Source organism: Microbacterium sp. CSI-V (assembly GCF_001984105.1).
Classification (GTDB): domain Bacteria; phylum Actinomycetota; class Actinomycetes; order Actinomycetales; family Microbacteriaceae; genus Microbacterium.
This window is the reverse complement of sequence record NZ_MTQM01000006.1, coordinates 228,823-244,641: the sequence shown is the minus strand read 5'-3', so window position 1 is coordinate 244,641 and position 15,819 is coordinate 228,823. Positions and strand designations below refer to the sequence as shown.

The following is a 15,819-nucleotide window of genomic DNA, read 5'->3' as shown; positions in this document are numbered from 1 at the left end:
GATCGGCCACTTCCCGAATATCCTCACGGAGCTTGAAAACGGATGAGACGCGCCAAGATCGTCGCAACCCTCGGCCCCGCCACGTCGTCGTATGAGATGGTTCGCGCCATCATCGATGCCGGGGTGGACGTCGCCCGACTGAACCTGAGCCACGGAGACTACTCCGTGCACGACGCCAACTTCGCCAACGTGCGCAAGGCGGCCGAGGACGCGGGCCGCCCGGTCGCGGCCCTCGTCGACCTCCAGGGTCCGAAGATCCGCCTCGGCAAGTTCGAGAACGGCCCGCACGACCTCGCCCCCGGCGACATCTTCAAGATCACCGTCGAGGACATCCTCGGCACGAAGGAGATCGTCGGCACGACGTTCAAGGGCCTGCCCCACGACGTCAAGCCGGGCGACTTCCTCCTCATCGACGACGGCAAGGTCCGCGTCGAGGTCGTCGAGACCGACGGCACCGTGGTGACCACCAAGGTGATCGTCGGCGGCCCGGTGTCCAACAACAAGGGCATCAACCTGCCCGGCGTGGCCGTGAACGTCCCCGCGCTGAGCGAGAAGGACGAGGCCGATCTGCGCTGGGGCCTGCGCGCCGGCGCCGACCTCATCGCGCTGTCGTTCGTGCGGGATGCCAAGGACATCGAGCGCGTGCACGAGATCATGGGCGAAGAGGGTCGGTACATCCCGGTCATCGCCAAGATCGAGAAGCCGCAGGCGGTCGACAACCTCGAAGAGATCATCGACGCGTTCGACGGCATCATGGTCGCCCGCGGCGACCTCGGCGTCGAACTGCCGCTCGAGGCCGTCCCGATCGTGCAGAAGCGCGCCGTCGAGCTGTCGCGCCGCATGGCGAAGCCCGTCATCGTCGCGACGCAGATGCTCGAATCGATGATCACCAACCCGGTGCCCACCCGCGCCGAGACCAGCGACGTCGCCAACGCGGTGCTCGACGGCGCCGACGCGGTCATGCTCTCGGGCGAGACGAGCGTGGGCGCGTACCCCGTCGTCGTGGTCGAGACGATGGCCCGCATCGTGCAGTCCACCGAGGAGCACGGCCTGGAGCGCATCGCGCCCCTCACCAACAAGCCGCGTACGCAGGGTGGCGCCATCACGCTCGCCGCCGTCGAGGTCGCCGACTTCGTCGACGCGAAGTACCTCTGCGTCTTCACCGAGTCGGGAGACTCGGCGCGCCGCATGTCGCGTCTGCGCTCCACGATCCCGATGATCGCGTTCACGCCCGAGCCCGGCATCCGCCGTCGCCTCGCGCTCACGTGGGGCGTGCGCTCGACCCTGGTCGAGCACGTGTCGCACACCGACAAGATGTACCTGCAGGTGGACGACTACCTGCTGTCCCACGACCTGGCCAAGGTCGGCGACAAGGTCGTGGTCATCTCGGGTTCCCCTCCCGGAATCGTCGGTTCGACCAACGACCTGCGCGTGCACCGCGTGGGTGACGCCGTGCACGGCGCGGCTCCGGTCTACCGCGAGAACTGATCCAGGGCGACGCGCGCCGGTTCCGCCGGCGCGCGTCGTCGTTCCCGCCGGGTAGGTTGGGGACGCAGAACACCTGCCGGTGTGGCGGAATGGCAGACGCGGGGCACTCAAAATGCTCTGTCCGCAAGGGCGTGTGGGTTCGAGTCCCACCACCGGCACGATGGATGAGCCGACTCCCGTCCGGAGTCGACCAGGTATCCTTTTCCCCCGCGGTGCTCGTCGGCGCCGCAGTCCGGGATCACCGTTCGCGTGATCCTTGCAGCCACAGTCTTAGGATGGAACCGTGACAGATCACGAAGCCGCGCCGGTGAGCGCGCCCACCGCCCCCCGCCGTGTCGTCGTGGCGGAAGACGAGTCGCTCATCCGCCTCGACATCGTCGAGATCCTCCGCGACAACGGCTTCGACGTCGTCGGCGAGGCCGGTGACGGTGAGACCGCCGTGCAGCTGGCCACCGAACTGCGTCCCGACCTCGTCATCATGGACGTCAAGATGCCGCAGCTCGACGGCATCAGCGCGGCTGAGAAGCTGAGCAAGAACCACATCGCCCCGGTCGTGCTGCTCACGGCCTTCAGCCAGAAGGAACTCGTCGAGCGGGCGAGCGAGGCCGGCGCGCTCGCGTACGTCGTGAAGCCCTTCACGCCGAACGACCTGCTGCCCGCGATCGAGATCGCCCTGGCCCGCTACGAGCAGATCATCACGCTCGAGGCCGAGGTCGCCGACATGGTCGAGCGCTTCGAGACCCGCAAGCTCGTCGACCGCGCGAAGGGCCTCCTCAACGAGAAGATGGGGCTGAGCGAGCCCGAGGCCTTCCGGTGGATCCAGAAGGCGTCGATGGACCGTCGCCTGACGATGCAGGACGTGGCGAAGGCCATCATCGAGCAGCTGGCCCCCAAGAAGGCCTGATCGCCCGATTCTTCGAGAATGGATGCCACTCCGGTGGCATCCATTCTTCTGTTCAGGCCGGGGCCGGGGCGTCCTTGATCATGTTCGTGATCCGGATGGTCGAGCAGCGGCGGCCCTGCTCGTCCGTGACCGCGATCTCGTGCACGGTGAGCGAGCGACCGAGGTGGATGGGCGTGCACACGCCGGTGACGATGCCGGAGGTGGCGGAGCGCGTGTGTGTGGCGTTGATGTCGATTCCGACCGCAAGTTTGCCGGACCCGGCGTAGAGGTTCGCAGCCATCGAGCCGAGGGATTCGCCGAGGACGACGTACGCACCGCCGTGGAGGAGGCCGACCGGCTGCGTGTTGCCCTCGACGGGCATGGTGGCGACGCTGCGCTCGACCGAGAACTCGACCCATTCGATGCCCATCTTCTCGGCGAGGGCGCCCATTCCGCGCTCCTTCGCCCAGTCGAGGCCGGACGTGGTGTCGGGTGTCGTGGAGGTCATCGTCGCCTTCGAGGAGCCGGGGCCGGGGGAGTGTCCGTGGTTCTCGTTACGCTGGACGAGTGACGGATGCCGAAAAGCCTACTCTCCTCGTCGTCGACGGCCACTCGCTGGCGTACCGGGCGTTCTACGCCCTTCCCGTCGACAACTTCTCCACGAAGGACGGCCAGCACACCAACGGCATCTACGGCTTCCTGTCGATGTTCGTCAATCTCGTGAAGGCCGAGAAGCCGACCCACCTGGCCGTGGCGTTCGACACGTCGCGGCAGTCCTTCCGCACGAAGGAGTACAGCGAGTACAAGGCCAACCGCAGCGAATCCCCGGCCGAGTTCAAGGGACAGATCCCGCTCCTGCAGGACTGCCTCCGAGCCCTGAACGTCGCGGTCCTGACCAAGGAAGAGGTCGAGGCCGACGACATCCTCGCGACCCTCGCCACCGAGGCGTCCGAGGCCGGGTTCTCGGTTCTCGTCTGCTCCGGCGACCGCGACACGATCCAGCTCGTGAACGACGACATCACCCTGCTCTACCCGAACGTGCAGGGCGTGTCCCAGCTGAAGCGCTACGACACCGACGCCGTGATCGAGAAGTACGGCCTGCCGCCGGCGCAGTACCCCGAGATCGCGGCCCTCGTGGGCGAGACGAGCGACAACCTCCCGGGCGTGCCCAAGGTGGGCGAGAAGACCGCGGTGAAGTGGCTCACCCAGTGGGGCTCGCTCGAGGCGCTGCTCGAGAACGCCGACAAGATCACCGGCGTCGCGGGGAACAACCTGCGCGAGCACCTCGACGACGTGAAGCGCAACCGCGCGCTCAACCGCCTGCTGCGCGACGTCGAGCTCGAGAAGGCTCCCGCCGATCTCGCGGTGCAGCCGATCGACGCCCAGGGGGTGCGCGACATCTTCGCGCGGCTCGAGTTCCGCACGCTGCTGCCGCGTGTCTTCGACGCGTTCGGCGCCGACCCCGTCGCCGACGAACCGGCGCTGCCCACCGCCCAGGCGCCGACGGCCGCCGTCCTCGACGGCGCCGGTCTCGCGGACTGGGCCGCCGCCGCCACCGGCACTGTGGGCGTCACCGTCGATCTGCTCGCGGCCGCCCCCACGCGTATCGGTCTCGCGACCGACACGGCCGCGGCCGAGGCCGAGTGGTCGGACGCCGTGCGCGACGCGCTCGCGGGGTGGCTGGCATCCGATGCTCCGAAGGCCTTCGCGGGGGCGAAGCCCCAACTGAAGGCGCTCGCACGCTCCGGCGTCGAGGTCGGGGGGATCGTGGACGACGTGATCCTCGCGGGCTGGCTCGTGCGGCCGAGCTTCCCGGACAAGACGCTCGCCGACCTCGTCGACCGCTACCTCGGCGAGAAGCTTCCCGAGGCCGATCCCACGCAGCTCGTGCCCGAGACCGACGGCGCCACGCCCGGGCAGCTGTCGTGGTACGTGCGCCGGGTCTCCGACGCGCAGCGCGGCGATCTGCCCGACCGTGTCGCGGAGGTCCTCGACGACATCGAGCTGCCGACACTCACCGCGCTGGCCGACATGGAGCTGGCGGGCGTCGCGGTGTCGCACGAGAAGTTGTCGCGTTTCTCCGGCGAACTGGCCGCGCGCGCCGACGAGCTCGCTCAGCAGGCGTACGCCTCGATCGGACACGAGGTCAACCTCGGATCGCCGAAGCAGCTGCAAGAGGTCTTGTTCGACGAGCTGCAGCTGCCGAAGACCCGCAAGACCAAGAGCGGGTACACCACGGATGCCGCAGCCCTCGCGGACCTGCAGGAGAACGCCCACCACCCGTTCCTCGACCTGCTGCTGCGTCACCGGGAGGCCACGAAGCTCAAGCAGATCATCGACGCCCTCGACGCGGCGATCGGCGCCGACGGCCGCATCCACACCACGTACGTGCAGACCGGCAGCCAGACCGGGCGCCTGTCGAGCACCGACCCGAACCTGCAGAACATCCCGATCCGCACCGAGGAGAGCCGTCGCATCCGCGCCGCGTTCGAGGTCGGCGACGGCTACGAGACGCTTTTGACCGCCGACTACTCGCAGATCGAGATGCGCATCATGGCGCACCTCTCGGGCGATCCGGGCCTCATCGAGGCCTTCAACTCCGGCGAAGACCTGCACCGGTTCGTCGGGTCGCGCGTCTTCGGCGTCGAGCCGTCGGAGGTCACTCCGGCCATGCGCACGAAGGTCAAGGCGATGTCGTACGGCCTGGTCTACGGCCTGTCGGCGTTCGGCCTCTCGAAGCAGCTGCGCATCGAGCAGTCCGAGGCGAAGCAGCTCATGCTCGAGTACTTCGCGCGGTTCGGCGCGGTGCGCGACTACCTGCGGGGTTCGGTCGAACAGGCCCGTCAGGACGGCTACACCGAGACGATCTTCGGGCGCCGTCGTCCGTTCCCCGACCTCACGAGCATGAACCGCGTGCTGCGCGAGAACGCGGAGCGCGCGGCGCTGAACGCCCCCATCCAGGGCAGCGCCGCCGACATCATGAAGATCGCCCTGTTCCGCATCCGCGGCGAGCTGGCCTCCTCGGGGCTGCATTCGCGGGTGCTGCTGCAGATCCACGACGAACTCGTGGTGGAGGTCGCGCCGGGGGAGTGGGATTCCGTCGAGGGGATCGTGCGCGCCCGCATGGCCGACGCCGCCGACCTGTCGGTCCCGCTCGACGTGCAGATCGGCCGCGGCGGCGATTGGGACGAAGCGGGCCACTGACCTCGCACCCGGGGCGGCGTTCGGTCGTCCCGGGTGGTCAGGCCCCCGGGCCTTCCCTAGGCTCGACTCATGACTGATTCAGAACGCACTCCCACGCCGATCGACACGATCGCCGACGCGTGGGTGGACACCCTGGCCGAGCGTCTGCCGACGCTGGCGACCTACATCGGACGCACCGAGTTCAACGACCGGTTCGGCGACTACAGTCCCGAGGGCGCGAACGAGCTGGCCGATCAGGCGCGCGCGACGAAGGCCGCCCTCGACAACGCCACTCCCGTCGACGCCGTCGACGAGGTCACGAAGATGGACCTCGGCCGCGAGCTCGACCTCCACCTCGAGCTGCACGCGGCGCAGACGCACCTGCGCGACGTGAACGTCATCGCCTCGCCCGCGCAGGACCTGCGCCAGGCATTCGACCTCATGCCGACCGCCACCGTCGAGGACTGGTCGACGATCTCCACCCGCCTCAAGGCGCTCCCCGGCGCGATCGACGGCTACATCGCGACGCTCCGCGAGGGCATCTCGAAGGGCGTCGTGCCCGCACGTCGCCAGGTGGTGGAGGTGGCCACGCAGATCGCGCGCTACACCTCGGACACGGGGTTCTTCGCGGAGTTCGTCGGCGACGCCGCTCCCGAGGAGGGGCAGCTTCCCGCGTCGCTGGCACGCGATCTCGATCACAACTCCGGTGCCGCCCGCGTCGCGTACGACGCCCTGGCCTCGTTCCTGACGTCGGAGCTGGCGCCCGCCGCGGGAGACACGGACGGAGTGGGCCGCGAGCTGTACGCGCTGCACTCGCGGCAGTTCCTGGGTGCGACGATCGACCTCGATGAGACGTACGACTGGGGCGTGGAAGAGCTCGCGCGCATGGTCGCGGAGCAGGAGTCCATCGCGAACGAGATCCTCCCCGGCTCCACGGTCGAAGAGGCCGTCGCGTTCCTCGAGCAGGACGACTCGCGCAAGCTCCACGGCACCGCAGCCCTACAGGAGTGGATGCAGCGGACGAGCGACCGCGCGGTCGAGGAGCTGGGTCGCACCCACTTCGACATCGCCGAGCCGATCCGTCGCCTCGAGTGCATGATCGCCCCCACGAAGGAGGGCGGCATCTACTACACCGGCCCGACCGACGACTTCTCGCGTCCCGGACGCATGTGGTGGTCCGTGCCCGAGGGCGTCGACAGCTTCGACACGTGGCGCGAGCTGACCACCGTGTACCACGAGGGCGTCCCGGGTCACCACCTCCAGATCGCGCAGGCCGTGTACAACCGCGGGCAGCTCAACTCGTGGCGCCGCCTCCTCGCCGGCACCAGCGGTCACGCCGAAGGCTGGGCGCTGTACGCGGAGCGCCTCATGGAGCAGCTCGGTTACCTCGACGACCCCGCCGACCGCCTGGGCATGCTCGACGGCCAGCGGATGCGCGCGGCGCGCGTGGTGCTCGACATCGGCGTCCACCTCGGCAAGCCGCGTCTGGACGGCGAGGGCGTGTGGGACCACGACTACGCGCTCGCGTTCATGCTGCGCAACGTCAACATGCCCGAGGAGTTCGTGAAGTTCGAGGTCAACCGGTACCTCGGCTGGCCGGGCCAGGCCCCGTCGTACAAGGTGGGGCAGCGCATCTGGGAGCAGGTGCGCGACGAGGCTCGCGAGCGCGAGGGCGCCGATTTCTCGATGAAGGCGTTCCACACCAAGGCGCTGGGCATCGGCGGCGTCGGTCTGGACACGTTGCGCGCGGCTCTGGCATCCGCGTGATCGGAATCGGGGCGTCTCTGCGCGGAGGCGCCCCGATTCTCGGGAATACCGCCGGGGGGCATAAAGTTCATTCATCCGAATGCAAGGAGACGCAATGAACGATCGTCAGCTCGAGCTCGGTCTCGACACCTTCGGAGACATTTCCCGCGGCCCCGACGGGAGTCTGCAATCCGACGCCCAGACCATCCGGAACGTCGTGGACCAGGCGGTCCTCGCGGACCAGGTCGGCCTGTCGTTCTTCGGCGTGGGGGAGCACCACCGCAAGGACTTCGCCGTCACCAGCCCCGAGATCGTGCTGGCTGCCGCCGCGGCCCGCACGACGAACATCCACCTCGGCACCGCCGTCACGGTGCTCTCGTCCGACGACCCGGTGCGGGTGTACGAGCGGTTCGCGACCCTGGATGCCGTCTCGAACGGCCGGGCCGAGGTGATCCTCGGGCGCGGGTCGTTCATCGAGTCGTTCCCCCTCTTCGGGTACGACCTCCGCGACTACGAGCAGCTCTTCGAGGAGAAGCTGGAACTGTTCTCGCTGCTCCTCGACGAGAAGCCGGTGTCGTGGCAGGGCCAGACCCGTGCCGCCCTGCAGGACGCGGACGTGTATCCGAAGACCGAGAAGGGCCTCACGGCCTGGGTCGGGGTCGGTGGTTCCCCCGAGTCCGTCGTACGCGCCGCACGGTACGGATACGGCCTGGTGCTGGCGATCATCGGCGGATCCTCCGCCCGCTTCCGCCCCTTCGCCGACCTCTACCGTCGGTCGCTGGAGGAGTTCGGCAAGCCGCAGATGCCGATCTCCGTCCACTCGCCCGGGCACATCGCCGAAACCGACCAGCAGGCCTGGGAGGAGGCGTACGAGGGCGTCGCAGAACTGAACAACACGATCGGCCGTGAGCGCGGCTGGCCGGAGTACAACCGACTGCGCTTCCAGCACGACGTCGGTCCCGAGGGGGCGATGTACATCGGGTCGCCCGAGACGGTCGCCCGCAAGATCGCCGCGACCGTGCGCGCGCTCGGCAATTCCCGCTTCCAGCTGAAGTTCGCCAGCGGCTCGATCTCGCACGACCGGCTCCTGTCGAGCATCGAGCTCTACGGCACGCGGGTCCTCCCGCTCGTGCACGAGATGCTCGCCGAGACCGAGACCGCCGGCATCCGGTGACCACCTCGACCGACGTCGCCCGCATCGCGGACCGCCTCGACGCCCTCCCGTTCACCCGCCGGCATGCGCGCGTGCTCGGCGGGTCGGGCCTGGGGTGGGCGCTGGATGCCATGGACGTCGGGCTCATCTCGTTCGTCATCGCCGCGTTGTCGGCGCAGTGGCAGCTGGCTCCGACGGAGGCGTCGTGGATCGCCTCGGCCGGCTTCGAGGGCATGGCGATCGGCGCGAGCGTCGGCGGCCTGCTCGCGGACCGGTTCGGACGCCGCCACGTCTTCGCGCTGACCCTGCTGGTCTACGGCGTCGCGACCGGCGCGAGCGCGCTCGTCGGCGGTCTGGCGGCGCTGCTCGCGTTGCGCTTCGTCGTCGGTCTCGGCCTCGGTGCCGAGCTGCCGGTCGCCTCCACGTACGTGAGCGAGTTCGCCCCCGCGCGCATGCGCGGGCGCGTGATCGTCTTCCTCGAGGCGTTCTGGGCGATCGGGTGGACGGCCGCCGCCCTCATCGGCTACCTCGTGGTGCCGGCATCCGCCGACGGCTGGCGCTGGGCGTTCGCCCTCGGCGCGATCCCCGCCGCCTATGCGCTCCTCGTGAGGTGGGGACTGCCCGAATCGCCGCGCTGGCTCGCGAGCCGGGGGAGGGATGCCGAGGCCTCGGCCATCGTCGGCGACTTCGAGGCCGCCGCCGGTCGGGTGTCGTTCACCGCCGCCGCCACGGAGGTCGGCGAGGAGCACCGGGCGCCGCGCGCCCGGGTGCGCGCTCTGTGGGCCGCGCCGCTGCGGCGGCGGACGGCAGCGCTCTGGCTCCTGTGGTTCTGCGTGAACTTCTCGTACTACGGGGCGTTCATCTGGATCCCGACGATCCTCGTGTCGCAGGGATACGACCTGGTCCGCTCGTTCGGTTTCACGCTGATCATCACGCTGGCCCAGCTTCCCGGGTACGCCGTCGCGGCCTGGCTCATCGAGGCCTGGGGTCGCCGGGCCACATTGGCGACCTTCCTCGCCGGTTCCGCCGTCTCCGCGGTCTTCTTCGGAACGGCTTCCGGCGAGGTCGCGGTCATCGCCGCCGGGATGGCGCTGTCGTTCTTCAATCTCGGCGCCTGGGGGGCGCTCTACGCGGCGACCCCCGAGACGTATCCCACGCCCCTCCGGGCCACGGGCTCGGGGTGGGCTGCGGGAGTCGGCCGCATCGCCTCGATCGTCGCCCCGCTGAGCGTGCCGCCGCTGCTCGGCCTCGGGGGCGCCCCGCTGCTGTTCGTGGTCTTCGCGGCGTTCTTCGCCGTCGCCGTGGTCGCGGCGCTGTTCCTCCGTGAGGAGCGCGGGCGGGCGCTGGCCGAGGGCTGACGCCCGAGACCCGGCTCGCGCTCCCGGCCTCGGCTCCCCCTGCTCGTCGGGTTTGGGGCGCATTTCGCGCTTTGGGGCGTGAATTCTCCGCCCCAAAGCGCGGATCGCGCCCCAAACCCTGGCATCCACGTTCGACGTCCGGGGCGTTCCCGCGCGCGTAGGCTGGCGGGATGGCATCCGTGCGCTACGTCGCGATCGGCGACTCGTTCACCGAAGGCGTCGGCGACGAACTCCCCGACGGGACGGTCCGCGGCTGGGCCGACCTCGCGGCGCAGGGATGGGCGGATGCCACGGGCGAACCGATCCAGTACGCGAACCTCGCGATCCGGGGGAAGCTCGTGCAGCCGATCGTCGAACAGCAGCTCGAACCGGCCCTCGCCCTGAAGCCGACGCACCTGTCGTTCAACGGCGGAGGCAACGACATGCTGCGTCCGCGCACGGGCATCAGCCGGATCGTCGACGTCTTCGAGCACGTGCTCCGTCGGTGCGATGACGAGGGCGTGCAGCTCATCGTCCTCTCGGGCGCGAATCCGTCGGCGGGGCTTCCGCTCGGGCAGGTCGTCCAGGGTCGCGGCGACCGCCTGTCGCACGCGGTCGAGGAGATGATCCGCTCCCGGCCCGACGTCATCACGGCCTACAACTGGTTCGACCGCGAGCTCGCGGGGCCGGAATTCTGGTCCGTCGATCGGCTCCACATGAACGCCCGCGGACACCATCGCGTGGCCGCGCGCGTGCTGGAGTCCGTCGGCCTCGCGGCGCCGGCGGAGTGGTGGCATCTCCCCGAGATCCCCGACATCCCGCGGCTGAAGGGCACCGCCTACTACCGCGAACACGTCGCCCCCTGGGTGCGGCGCCGCCTGACCGGGACGTCGTCCGGCGACGGCCGCGCCGCGAAGTTCGGCGGGGGCTGGACGGAGCTGACACCGCTCTCGTCCTGATCCTCAGCGCGAGCCGCCGACGACGAAATCGCCGAGCACCGTCCGCCCGTCCGAGGCGTAGACCGGGATCGTGATCGACGTCGTGCCCCGTTCCTCCTGCCAGGCGAGCGCGTCGGCGGGGGAGCGGAACGACCGCGCGGCCGTCGTCCCGTCCGCGTCCTCCAGGTCGGTCCGCCGCACGTAGCCGTCGCGCCCGTTCGTCGCGATGACCGCCACGAGATCGGGGGTCTCGCCGGCGACGATCGACCCGAACGTCAGGCCGTCCGGATTGGTCTCGAGCGGAAGCGTCTCGCGCGACACGTACTGGCCGGCGAGCGACCAGCGGACCCGGGCGTCGGTGACAACCCGGAGGTTCGTCGGGTCGACGGCATCCAGCGCGACGGTCCACGATGCGGCGCTGTCGCCGGGCTCCGTGCAGACGACCGACCCGGTACCGGGCAGGTCGAACGTGCCCGCGTCCCGGCACTGCAGCGTGAGCGCGACGTCCGTGGCGCCGTCCGGTACCGGACCGAGGTCGAGAGCCCCCGTCCCTGCTCCCTCGACCGACCGCTCCACGCCGAGAGCGGTGTCCTGCGGCGCACCGGGAAGCGGGAGAACTCCGGATGCCACGGCCGCCGACGTTCCGCCGAGGACGACGGCCGCGGTCGCTCCCGCCGCCCACACGCCCCAACGTCGGCGTCGACGACGGGGGGAGCGAGCCTCGGCGACCAGGTGCGCGCGCAGAGCGGAGGAGAAGGCGGGGGAGAGTGCGGGGGTGTTCATGATGTCTCCGTGAGATACCCGGTCCGGGTGTCGGCGCCGAGGTCTTGCCGCAGGGCAGCGCGAATGCGGTGGAGACGGACACGCGCCGCCCCCGGAGTGAGACCGACGAGCGCGGCCGCATCGGCGATCTCGAGGTCGCCGAGGGCCACGAGCGCGAGAAGCCGGGCGTCGCGGGGCCGGAGGCGCGCCACGGCCGCAACCAGCACGGCGTCCAAAGGGTCCGCGGGAGGATCCACGACCACGGCGTCTCGCGGCAGCGCGTCGAGGACCGACTGATAGCGGCGACGCGAGCGTGTCAGGTTCCGCGCACAGTTCGTCGCCGTCAGCAGCAGCCAGGGGAGGACGGATCCGTCGACGAGACGGACGGCACCTCGGCGGCGCCAGAGCTCCAGGAATGCCGCCGCCAGGACGTCTTCCGCGTCCGCGATGTGCGGGACCAGCCGGTAGGAGTGTCGGAAGACGCGGTCGCGATGCCGATCGAACACCGCGCCGAACGCGTCGCCGTCTCCCGCGAGCGCGTCGCGCCACAGGTCGGCGTCGCTGTCGAGGTTCCCCATGCTCTGTGATGTCCGGTCGAGGTGGGCGCGTTACGCGAGCAGTCCGAAAAGCGGTGCGGCGGGTCAGTCGAGCACGACGGCCACCGCGGTGGCGACGATCGGACGCGACGTCACGGCCCGAACCTATCGGACCGTCCGCCGATGACACCGACGGGCGTTCGGATCAGGACGACTCCGTCGAGCCCCTCGAGTTGACACGCACAAGTACCTCAACGATCATTGAGCAAATGGAATCTTCGCCGCTCGCCGTCCGCGCCGCGCGCCATGCCGCGCTGGCGGACGTCGCGCGCCTGCGGATCGTCGACGCGCTCGCCCTCGGCGACCTGTCGCCGCACGAGCTGGGGGAGCGGCTCGGGCTGGCATCCAATCTGTTGGCACACCATCTCAAAGCGCTCGAGAACGCCGGCCTCATCGAGCGTCGCCGATCCGAGGGGGACGGGCGCCGCAGCTACGTGCGTCTCGTCACGGACGCGATGCGCACCGAGACGGGCGACGTCGAACTCGTCGTCCCGCGCGTCGTGTTTGTCTGCACCGCGAACTCCGCCCGGTCGCAGCTCGCCGAGCACCTGTGGCGCGCGCACACGTCGATCGACGTCGCGTCCGCCGGAACCCTGCCCGCCGAGGGCGTCGCCCCGGGGGCCGTGGCCGTCGCCGCCGCGCACGGACTCGACCTGGCGGACGCCCGCCCCCGAACGCTCGACGACATCACGCGCCCCGCCGACCTGCGGATCACCGTGTGCGATCGCGCCCGCGAGTCGCTGGCATCCACCGATCTGCACTGGTCGATCCCCGACCCCGTCCGCATCGGCACCCACGACGCCTTCGAGTCGGCCTTCGACGAGATCTCCCACCGCATCGACGCCCTGCTGCCGCACGTGCGCGCCGCCTGACCCCCGAGGGAAACCCATGTCGCGTCCCACCGTCCTGTTCGTGTGCGTCCACAACGCCGGCCGTTCCCAGATGGCCGCGGGCTATCTGCAGCACCTCGCGGGCGACCGCGTCGATGTGCTGTCGGCGGGCTCCGAGCCGAAAGACCGCATCAATCCCGTCGCGATCGAGGTCATGGCAGAGGAGGGGGTCGACATCGCGGGGAACACCCCGAAGATCCTCACGGTGGATGCCGTCCGCGAGTCCGACGTGGTCATCACGATGGGTTGCGGCGACGCGTGCCCCATCTTCCCGGGCAAGCGCTACGAGGACTGGCAGCTGGACGATCCGGCCGGACAGGATGCCACGGCCGTCCGGCGGATCCGCGACGACATCCGCGGCCGCGTCGAGGCGCTGATCGGCGACCTCACGGGGGAGTGACATCGCGACGCCGCGGGACCGCTACGCTCAGCCCATGACCGCGCCCGCCGCACCCCCGCGCACCAACACGCTCGCCCTCGTCGGCTTCATCGCGGCCTTCGTCGTCCCGGTCGCCGGGCTCGTCCTCGGCATCCTGGCCAGGAACCAACTCGCTCGCCCCGGCAACGTCGAAACCGGCACCGGATTGGCGCGCTGGGCGATGATCCTCGGCGCGCTCGGCTCAGCCGCCACGCTGCTCCTGATGATCCTGTGGTTCAGCGTCTTCTTCACCGTGATCGGCGGCCACACAGCCTGACGCCACGTCGGTGGTCGGGTCTAGGGTCGTGCCATGACCCGCATCGCTCTCGTCACCGGTACCTCCAGCGGCATCGGTCTGCACACCGCCGTCGGCCTCGCGCAGGCCGGCCTCTCCGTCGTCGCGACCGTCCGCGACACCTCCCGCGCCGACGCCCTGCGCGACGCCGCCGACGCGGCCGGGGTGACGCTCGACGTCCGCGCGCTCGAGGTCACCGACGCCGACGCCGCGGCGGCCCTCATCGCCGACCTGGGCGTCGTCGACGTCCTCGTCAACAACGCCGGGCGCGGAGCCGTCGGTACCCTCGAACAGCTCTCGGATGCCGACCTCCAGGCGCAGCTCGACACCAACTACCTGTCCGTGGCGCGGCTCACGCGCCTCGTCCTGCCCGGCATGCGCGAGCGCGGGTACGGCCGCATCGTGACCGTCACCAGCGTCGGGGGAGCTGTGGGGCAGCCGTTCGCCGACGCCTACTGCGGTGCGAAGTTCGCCGTCGAGGGGCTCATGCAGTCGCTCGCCCCGGTCGTCGCCCCCTTCGGCATCGACGTCGCGATCGTCGAGCCCGCGGCCGTGGCGTCGTCGTTCACCGCGTCGGTGGATCGCTACGACGGCGGTCCGTACCAGGCGCAGCTCGACGCGTACATCGAGCGCACGACCGCGTCGTTCGCGCAGGCGCAGGCGGCGGAGGACGCGGCGAAGACCGTGATCGAAGCCGCCGTCACCGACACCCCGAAGTTCCGGTGGCAGACCTCCGAGGCCGCGGTCCGGTTCGCAGGGCTCTCGCTCGGCGATCTCGACGGCTCGCGCGTGATCGGCGTGACCTCCGAGTGGATCCGCTGACGCCCGGCGCGCGCGACGTCACCCGCGTGTGGGGGGGCGAGCCCCCGAGGGGAACGCGGAGCCCGCCGGCCGAGCGGCGCACCACGTCGGTCGTGGCATGGGTGGTCGACGTTGCGTCAGAGCCACGAGATCAGGAGCAACCCCACGACGATCTCGAGGAGGACTCCCACGGCGAGGAGGCAGGGGAGTGTCGGGCGTGACGTGGTGGCGCCCAGCCCCAGCGCGATGAAGCCGAGGATCCCCCAGATCACGGAAGAGAACCAGAAGACCGCGATGGGGAGGAGCACCACCATGCTCGACGCACCCGACACCGTCGCGTTCAGACCGAAGGTCCAGAGCAGGATGAGGGTCAGAGCCGTCAGCGAGATCGCCGACAGCACGATAGACGCGGTGCGTCGACGGTCGCGGGGGAGTCGGGGGGAGCTCATCCGGTCAGCGTAGCCGCGAGGACTCCCTGCGCTCAGATGCCCAGGAGGACGATGAGGAAGACCGCGCACGACATGAGGATCCCCACGCACCCCCACACGATGACCATCCACCGCCGAAGGCCGGCGCCGTCTTCCGCGAACCTCCGACGAAGCATGTCGAGAATTCGGCGCGAGCGGACCACGAGCACGACGCCGAACATCGCCTGAGCGGTACCGATGACAATGAACCCTCCGGTCGAGGCGCAGTCTACGACTGGGGAGCGCGACGCACGGTGTTCGGTGTCCTCCCGATCCAAACTGACATAATGTGCATTATCGGCTATCGCCCGTGTTCGTGTTCCGAGAGAGTCTCTCTGGTACGAGCCCGCGCAACGATCCGGTCGCAAACTGCGTGACGAACACGCGTCGCTGCAAGGATGCGAGCATGCGCCGTCTGAGCATCGCGTCACTCGCCCTGCTGCTGGTCGCGGGTGTGGCCGGGTGCACGAACAGCCTGGGCGCCGTGAGACTTGACACCATCCCGGACGAGCTGGCATCGTCCAGCGACCTCCTCGACCCTCAGCCGACGGTCGCCTGGGACCCGGATGAGGACGCCTGGCTGATTCTCACGTACGGCAGTTCCTCCTGCCCGACCGAGCCTCGGGAGATCTCCGAAACCGCCGACAGCTCTTTCGAGATCACACTCGAGACCAGTGGTGGGCCGGTGTGCACGGCCGACCTCGGTCCCACCGCCTATCGCGTGCCGGCTCCTGTTCCCCGCGGCACGCCCGTCACGATCGACCTGGGCCCGGGCACACGCATCACGCTCTGACGCGCCACGCCGTCCGCCGACGTCCCGCGACCGGGTTAGGCTCGGCTCGATGGAATCGCGACGTCGCCC

General features: G+C 70.0%; 17 protein-coding genes and 1 tRNA gene. 13 read left to right on the top strand and 5 right to left on the bottom strand.

Annotated features, from left to right (window positions below; genetic code table 11):
- Nucleotides 1-42: 42 nt before the first annotated feature.
- The 3 genes from pyk (at nt 43) to CSIV_RS03750 (ending at nt 2,392) form a co-directional block, all read left to right on the top strand.
- The gene (gene pyk, locus CSIV_RS03760) at nt 43-1,488 is read left to right on the top strand and encodes a pyruvate kinase (RefSeq protein WP_077050073.1); all 1,446 of its coding nucleotides are present in this window, start codon (nt 43-45) and stop codon (nt 1,486-1,488) included.
- 75 nt (nt 1,489-1,563) lie between these two features.
- Nucleotides 1,564-1,646, top strand: a tRNA-Leu gene (locus tag CSIV_RS03755).
- 125 nt (nt 1,647-1,771) lie between these two features.
- Nucleotides 1,772-2,392 (top strand): ANTAR domain-containing response regulator, encoded by a 621-nt coding sequence (locus tag CSIV_RS03750; protein WP_076490530.1) that lies wholly within the window; start codon nt 1,772-1,774, stop codon nt 2,390-2,392.
- A 52-nt stretch (nt 2,393-2,444) separates the two neighbouring features.
- Here CSIV_RS03750 and CSIV_RS03745 read toward each other — a convergent pair whose 3' ends face one another.
- Entirely contained in the window at nt 2,445-2,879 is a 435-nt protein-coding gene (locus tag CSIV_RS03745; protein WP_077050072.1) for a hotdog fold thioesterase, read from the bottom strand.
- A 59-nt stretch (nt 2,880-2,938) separates the two neighbouring features.
- Between CSIV_RS03745 and polA the strand changes: the two genes are divergently transcribed.
- The 5 genes from polA (at nt 2,939) to CSIV_RS03720 (ending at nt 10,749) form a co-directional block, all read left to right on the top strand.
- Nucleotides 2,939-5,575 carry a DNA polymerase I gene (polA, locus tag CSIV_RS03740; RefSeq protein WP_077050071.1) on the top strand — a complete coding sequence of 879 codons (2,637 nt, stop codon included), beginning with the start codon at nt 2,939-2,941 and terminating at the stop codon, nt 5,573-5,575.
- A 69-nt stretch (nt 5,576-5,644) separates the two neighbouring features.
- Nucleotides 5,645-7,321 carry a DUF885 domain-containing protein gene (locus CSIV_RS03735; RefSeq protein ID WP_077050070.1) on the top strand — a complete coding sequence of 559 codons (1,677 nt, stop codon included), beginning with the start codon at nt 5,645-5,647 and terminating at the stop codon, nt 7,319-7,321.
- 94 nt (nt 7,322-7,415) lie between these two features.
- Nucleotides 7,416-8,474 (top strand): LLM class flavin-dependent oxidoreductase, encoded by a 1,059-nt coding sequence (locus tag CSIV_RS03730; protein WP_077050069.1) that lies wholly within the window; start codon nt 7,416-7,418, stop codon nt 8,472-8,474.
- A complete protein-coding gene (locus CSIV_RS03725; protein ID WP_077050068.1) occupies nt 8,471-9,811 on the top strand; it encodes an MFS transporter in 1,341 nt (446 codons plus the stop codon). The genes CSIV_RS03730 and CSIV_RS03725 overlap by 4 nt, the downstream gene beginning before the upstream one ends.
- Nucleotides 9,812-9,981: 170 nt before the next feature.
- A complete protein-coding gene (locus CSIV_RS03720; RefSeq protein WP_175627545.1) occupies nt 9,982-10,749 on the top strand; it encodes an SGNH/GDSL hydrolase family protein in 768 nt (255 codons plus the stop codon).
- Between the two features lie 3 nt (nt 10,750-10,752).
- On the opposite strand, the gene CSIV_RS03715 is transcribed toward CSIV_RS03720, so the two are convergent.
- Nucleotides 10,753-11,511 (bottom strand): hypothetical protein, encoded by a 759-nt coding sequence (locus tag CSIV_RS03715; RefSeq protein WP_077050067.1) that lies wholly within the window; start codon nt 11,509-11,511, stop codon nt 10,753-10,755.
- Entirely contained in the window at nt 11,508-12,068 is a 561-nt protein-coding gene (locus tag CSIV_RS03710) for an RNA polymerase sigma factor (RefSeq protein ID WP_077050066.1), read from the bottom strand. The genes CSIV_RS03715 and CSIV_RS03710 overlap by 4 nt, the downstream gene beginning before the upstream one ends.
- A gap of 227 nt (nt 12,069-12,295) precedes the next feature.
- On the opposite strand from CSIV_RS03710, the gene CSIV_RS03705 reads away from it, so the two are divergent.
- Genes CSIV_RS03705 through CSIV_RS03690 form a run of 4 tightly spaced genes read left to right on the top strand, consistent with a single transcriptional unit; the run spans nt 12,296 to nt 14,511 of the window.
- The gene (locus CSIV_RS03705; RefSeq protein ID WP_077050065.1) at nt 12,296-12,958 is read left to right on the top strand and encodes an arsenate reductase/protein-tyrosine-phosphatase family protein; all 663 of its coding nucleotides are present in this window, start codon (nt 12,296-12,298) and stop codon (nt 12,956-12,958) included.
- Between the two features lie 16 nt (nt 12,959-12,974).
- Nucleotides 12,975-13,376, top strand: a complete 402-nt coding sequence (locus CSIV_RS03700; protein ID WP_077050064.1) for an arsenate reductase ArsC — start codon at nt 12,975-12,977, stop codon at nt 13,374-13,376.
- Between the two features lie 34 nt (nt 13,377-13,410).
- Nucleotides 13,411-13,671, top strand: a complete 261-nt coding sequence (locus tag CSIV_RS03695; protein ID WP_077050063.1) for a DUF4190 domain-containing protein — start codon at nt 13,411-13,413, stop codon at nt 13,669-13,671.
- A gap of 33 nt (nt 13,672-13,704) precedes the next feature.
- Nucleotides 13,705-14,511 carry an SDR family NAD(P)-dependent oxidoreductase gene (locus CSIV_RS03690; protein ID WP_077050062.1) on the top strand — a complete coding sequence of 269 codons (807 nt, stop codon included), beginning with the start codon at nt 13,705-13,707 and terminating at the stop codon, nt 14,509-14,511.
- Nucleotides 14,512-14,627: 116 nt separating this feature from the next.
- Here the strand turns inward: CSIV_RS03690 and CSIV_RS03685 are convergent, their stop codons facing one another.
- Nucleotides 14,628-14,939 (bottom strand): hypothetical protein, encoded by a 312-nt coding sequence (locus CSIV_RS03685; protein WP_139340594.1) that lies wholly within the window; start codon nt 14,937-14,939, stop codon nt 14,628-14,630.
- A gap of 32 nt (nt 14,940-14,971) precedes the next feature.
- Complete coding sequence (locus CSIV_RS18230) at nt 14,972-15,139, bottom strand: hypothetical protein (RefSeq protein WP_160897377.1); 168 nt, start codon at nt 15,137-15,139, stop codon at nt 14,972-14,974.
- A gap of 224 nt (nt 15,140-15,363) precedes the next feature.
- Between CSIV_RS18230 and CSIV_RS03680 the strand changes: the two genes are divergently transcribed.
- The gene (locus CSIV_RS03680; RefSeq protein WP_077050060.1) at nt 15,364-15,750 is read left to right on the top strand and encodes a hypothetical protein; all 387 of its coding nucleotides are present in this window, start codon (nt 15,364-15,366) and stop codon (nt 15,748-15,750) included.
- The last annotated feature ends 69 nt before the right edge of the window (nt 15,751-15,819 follow it).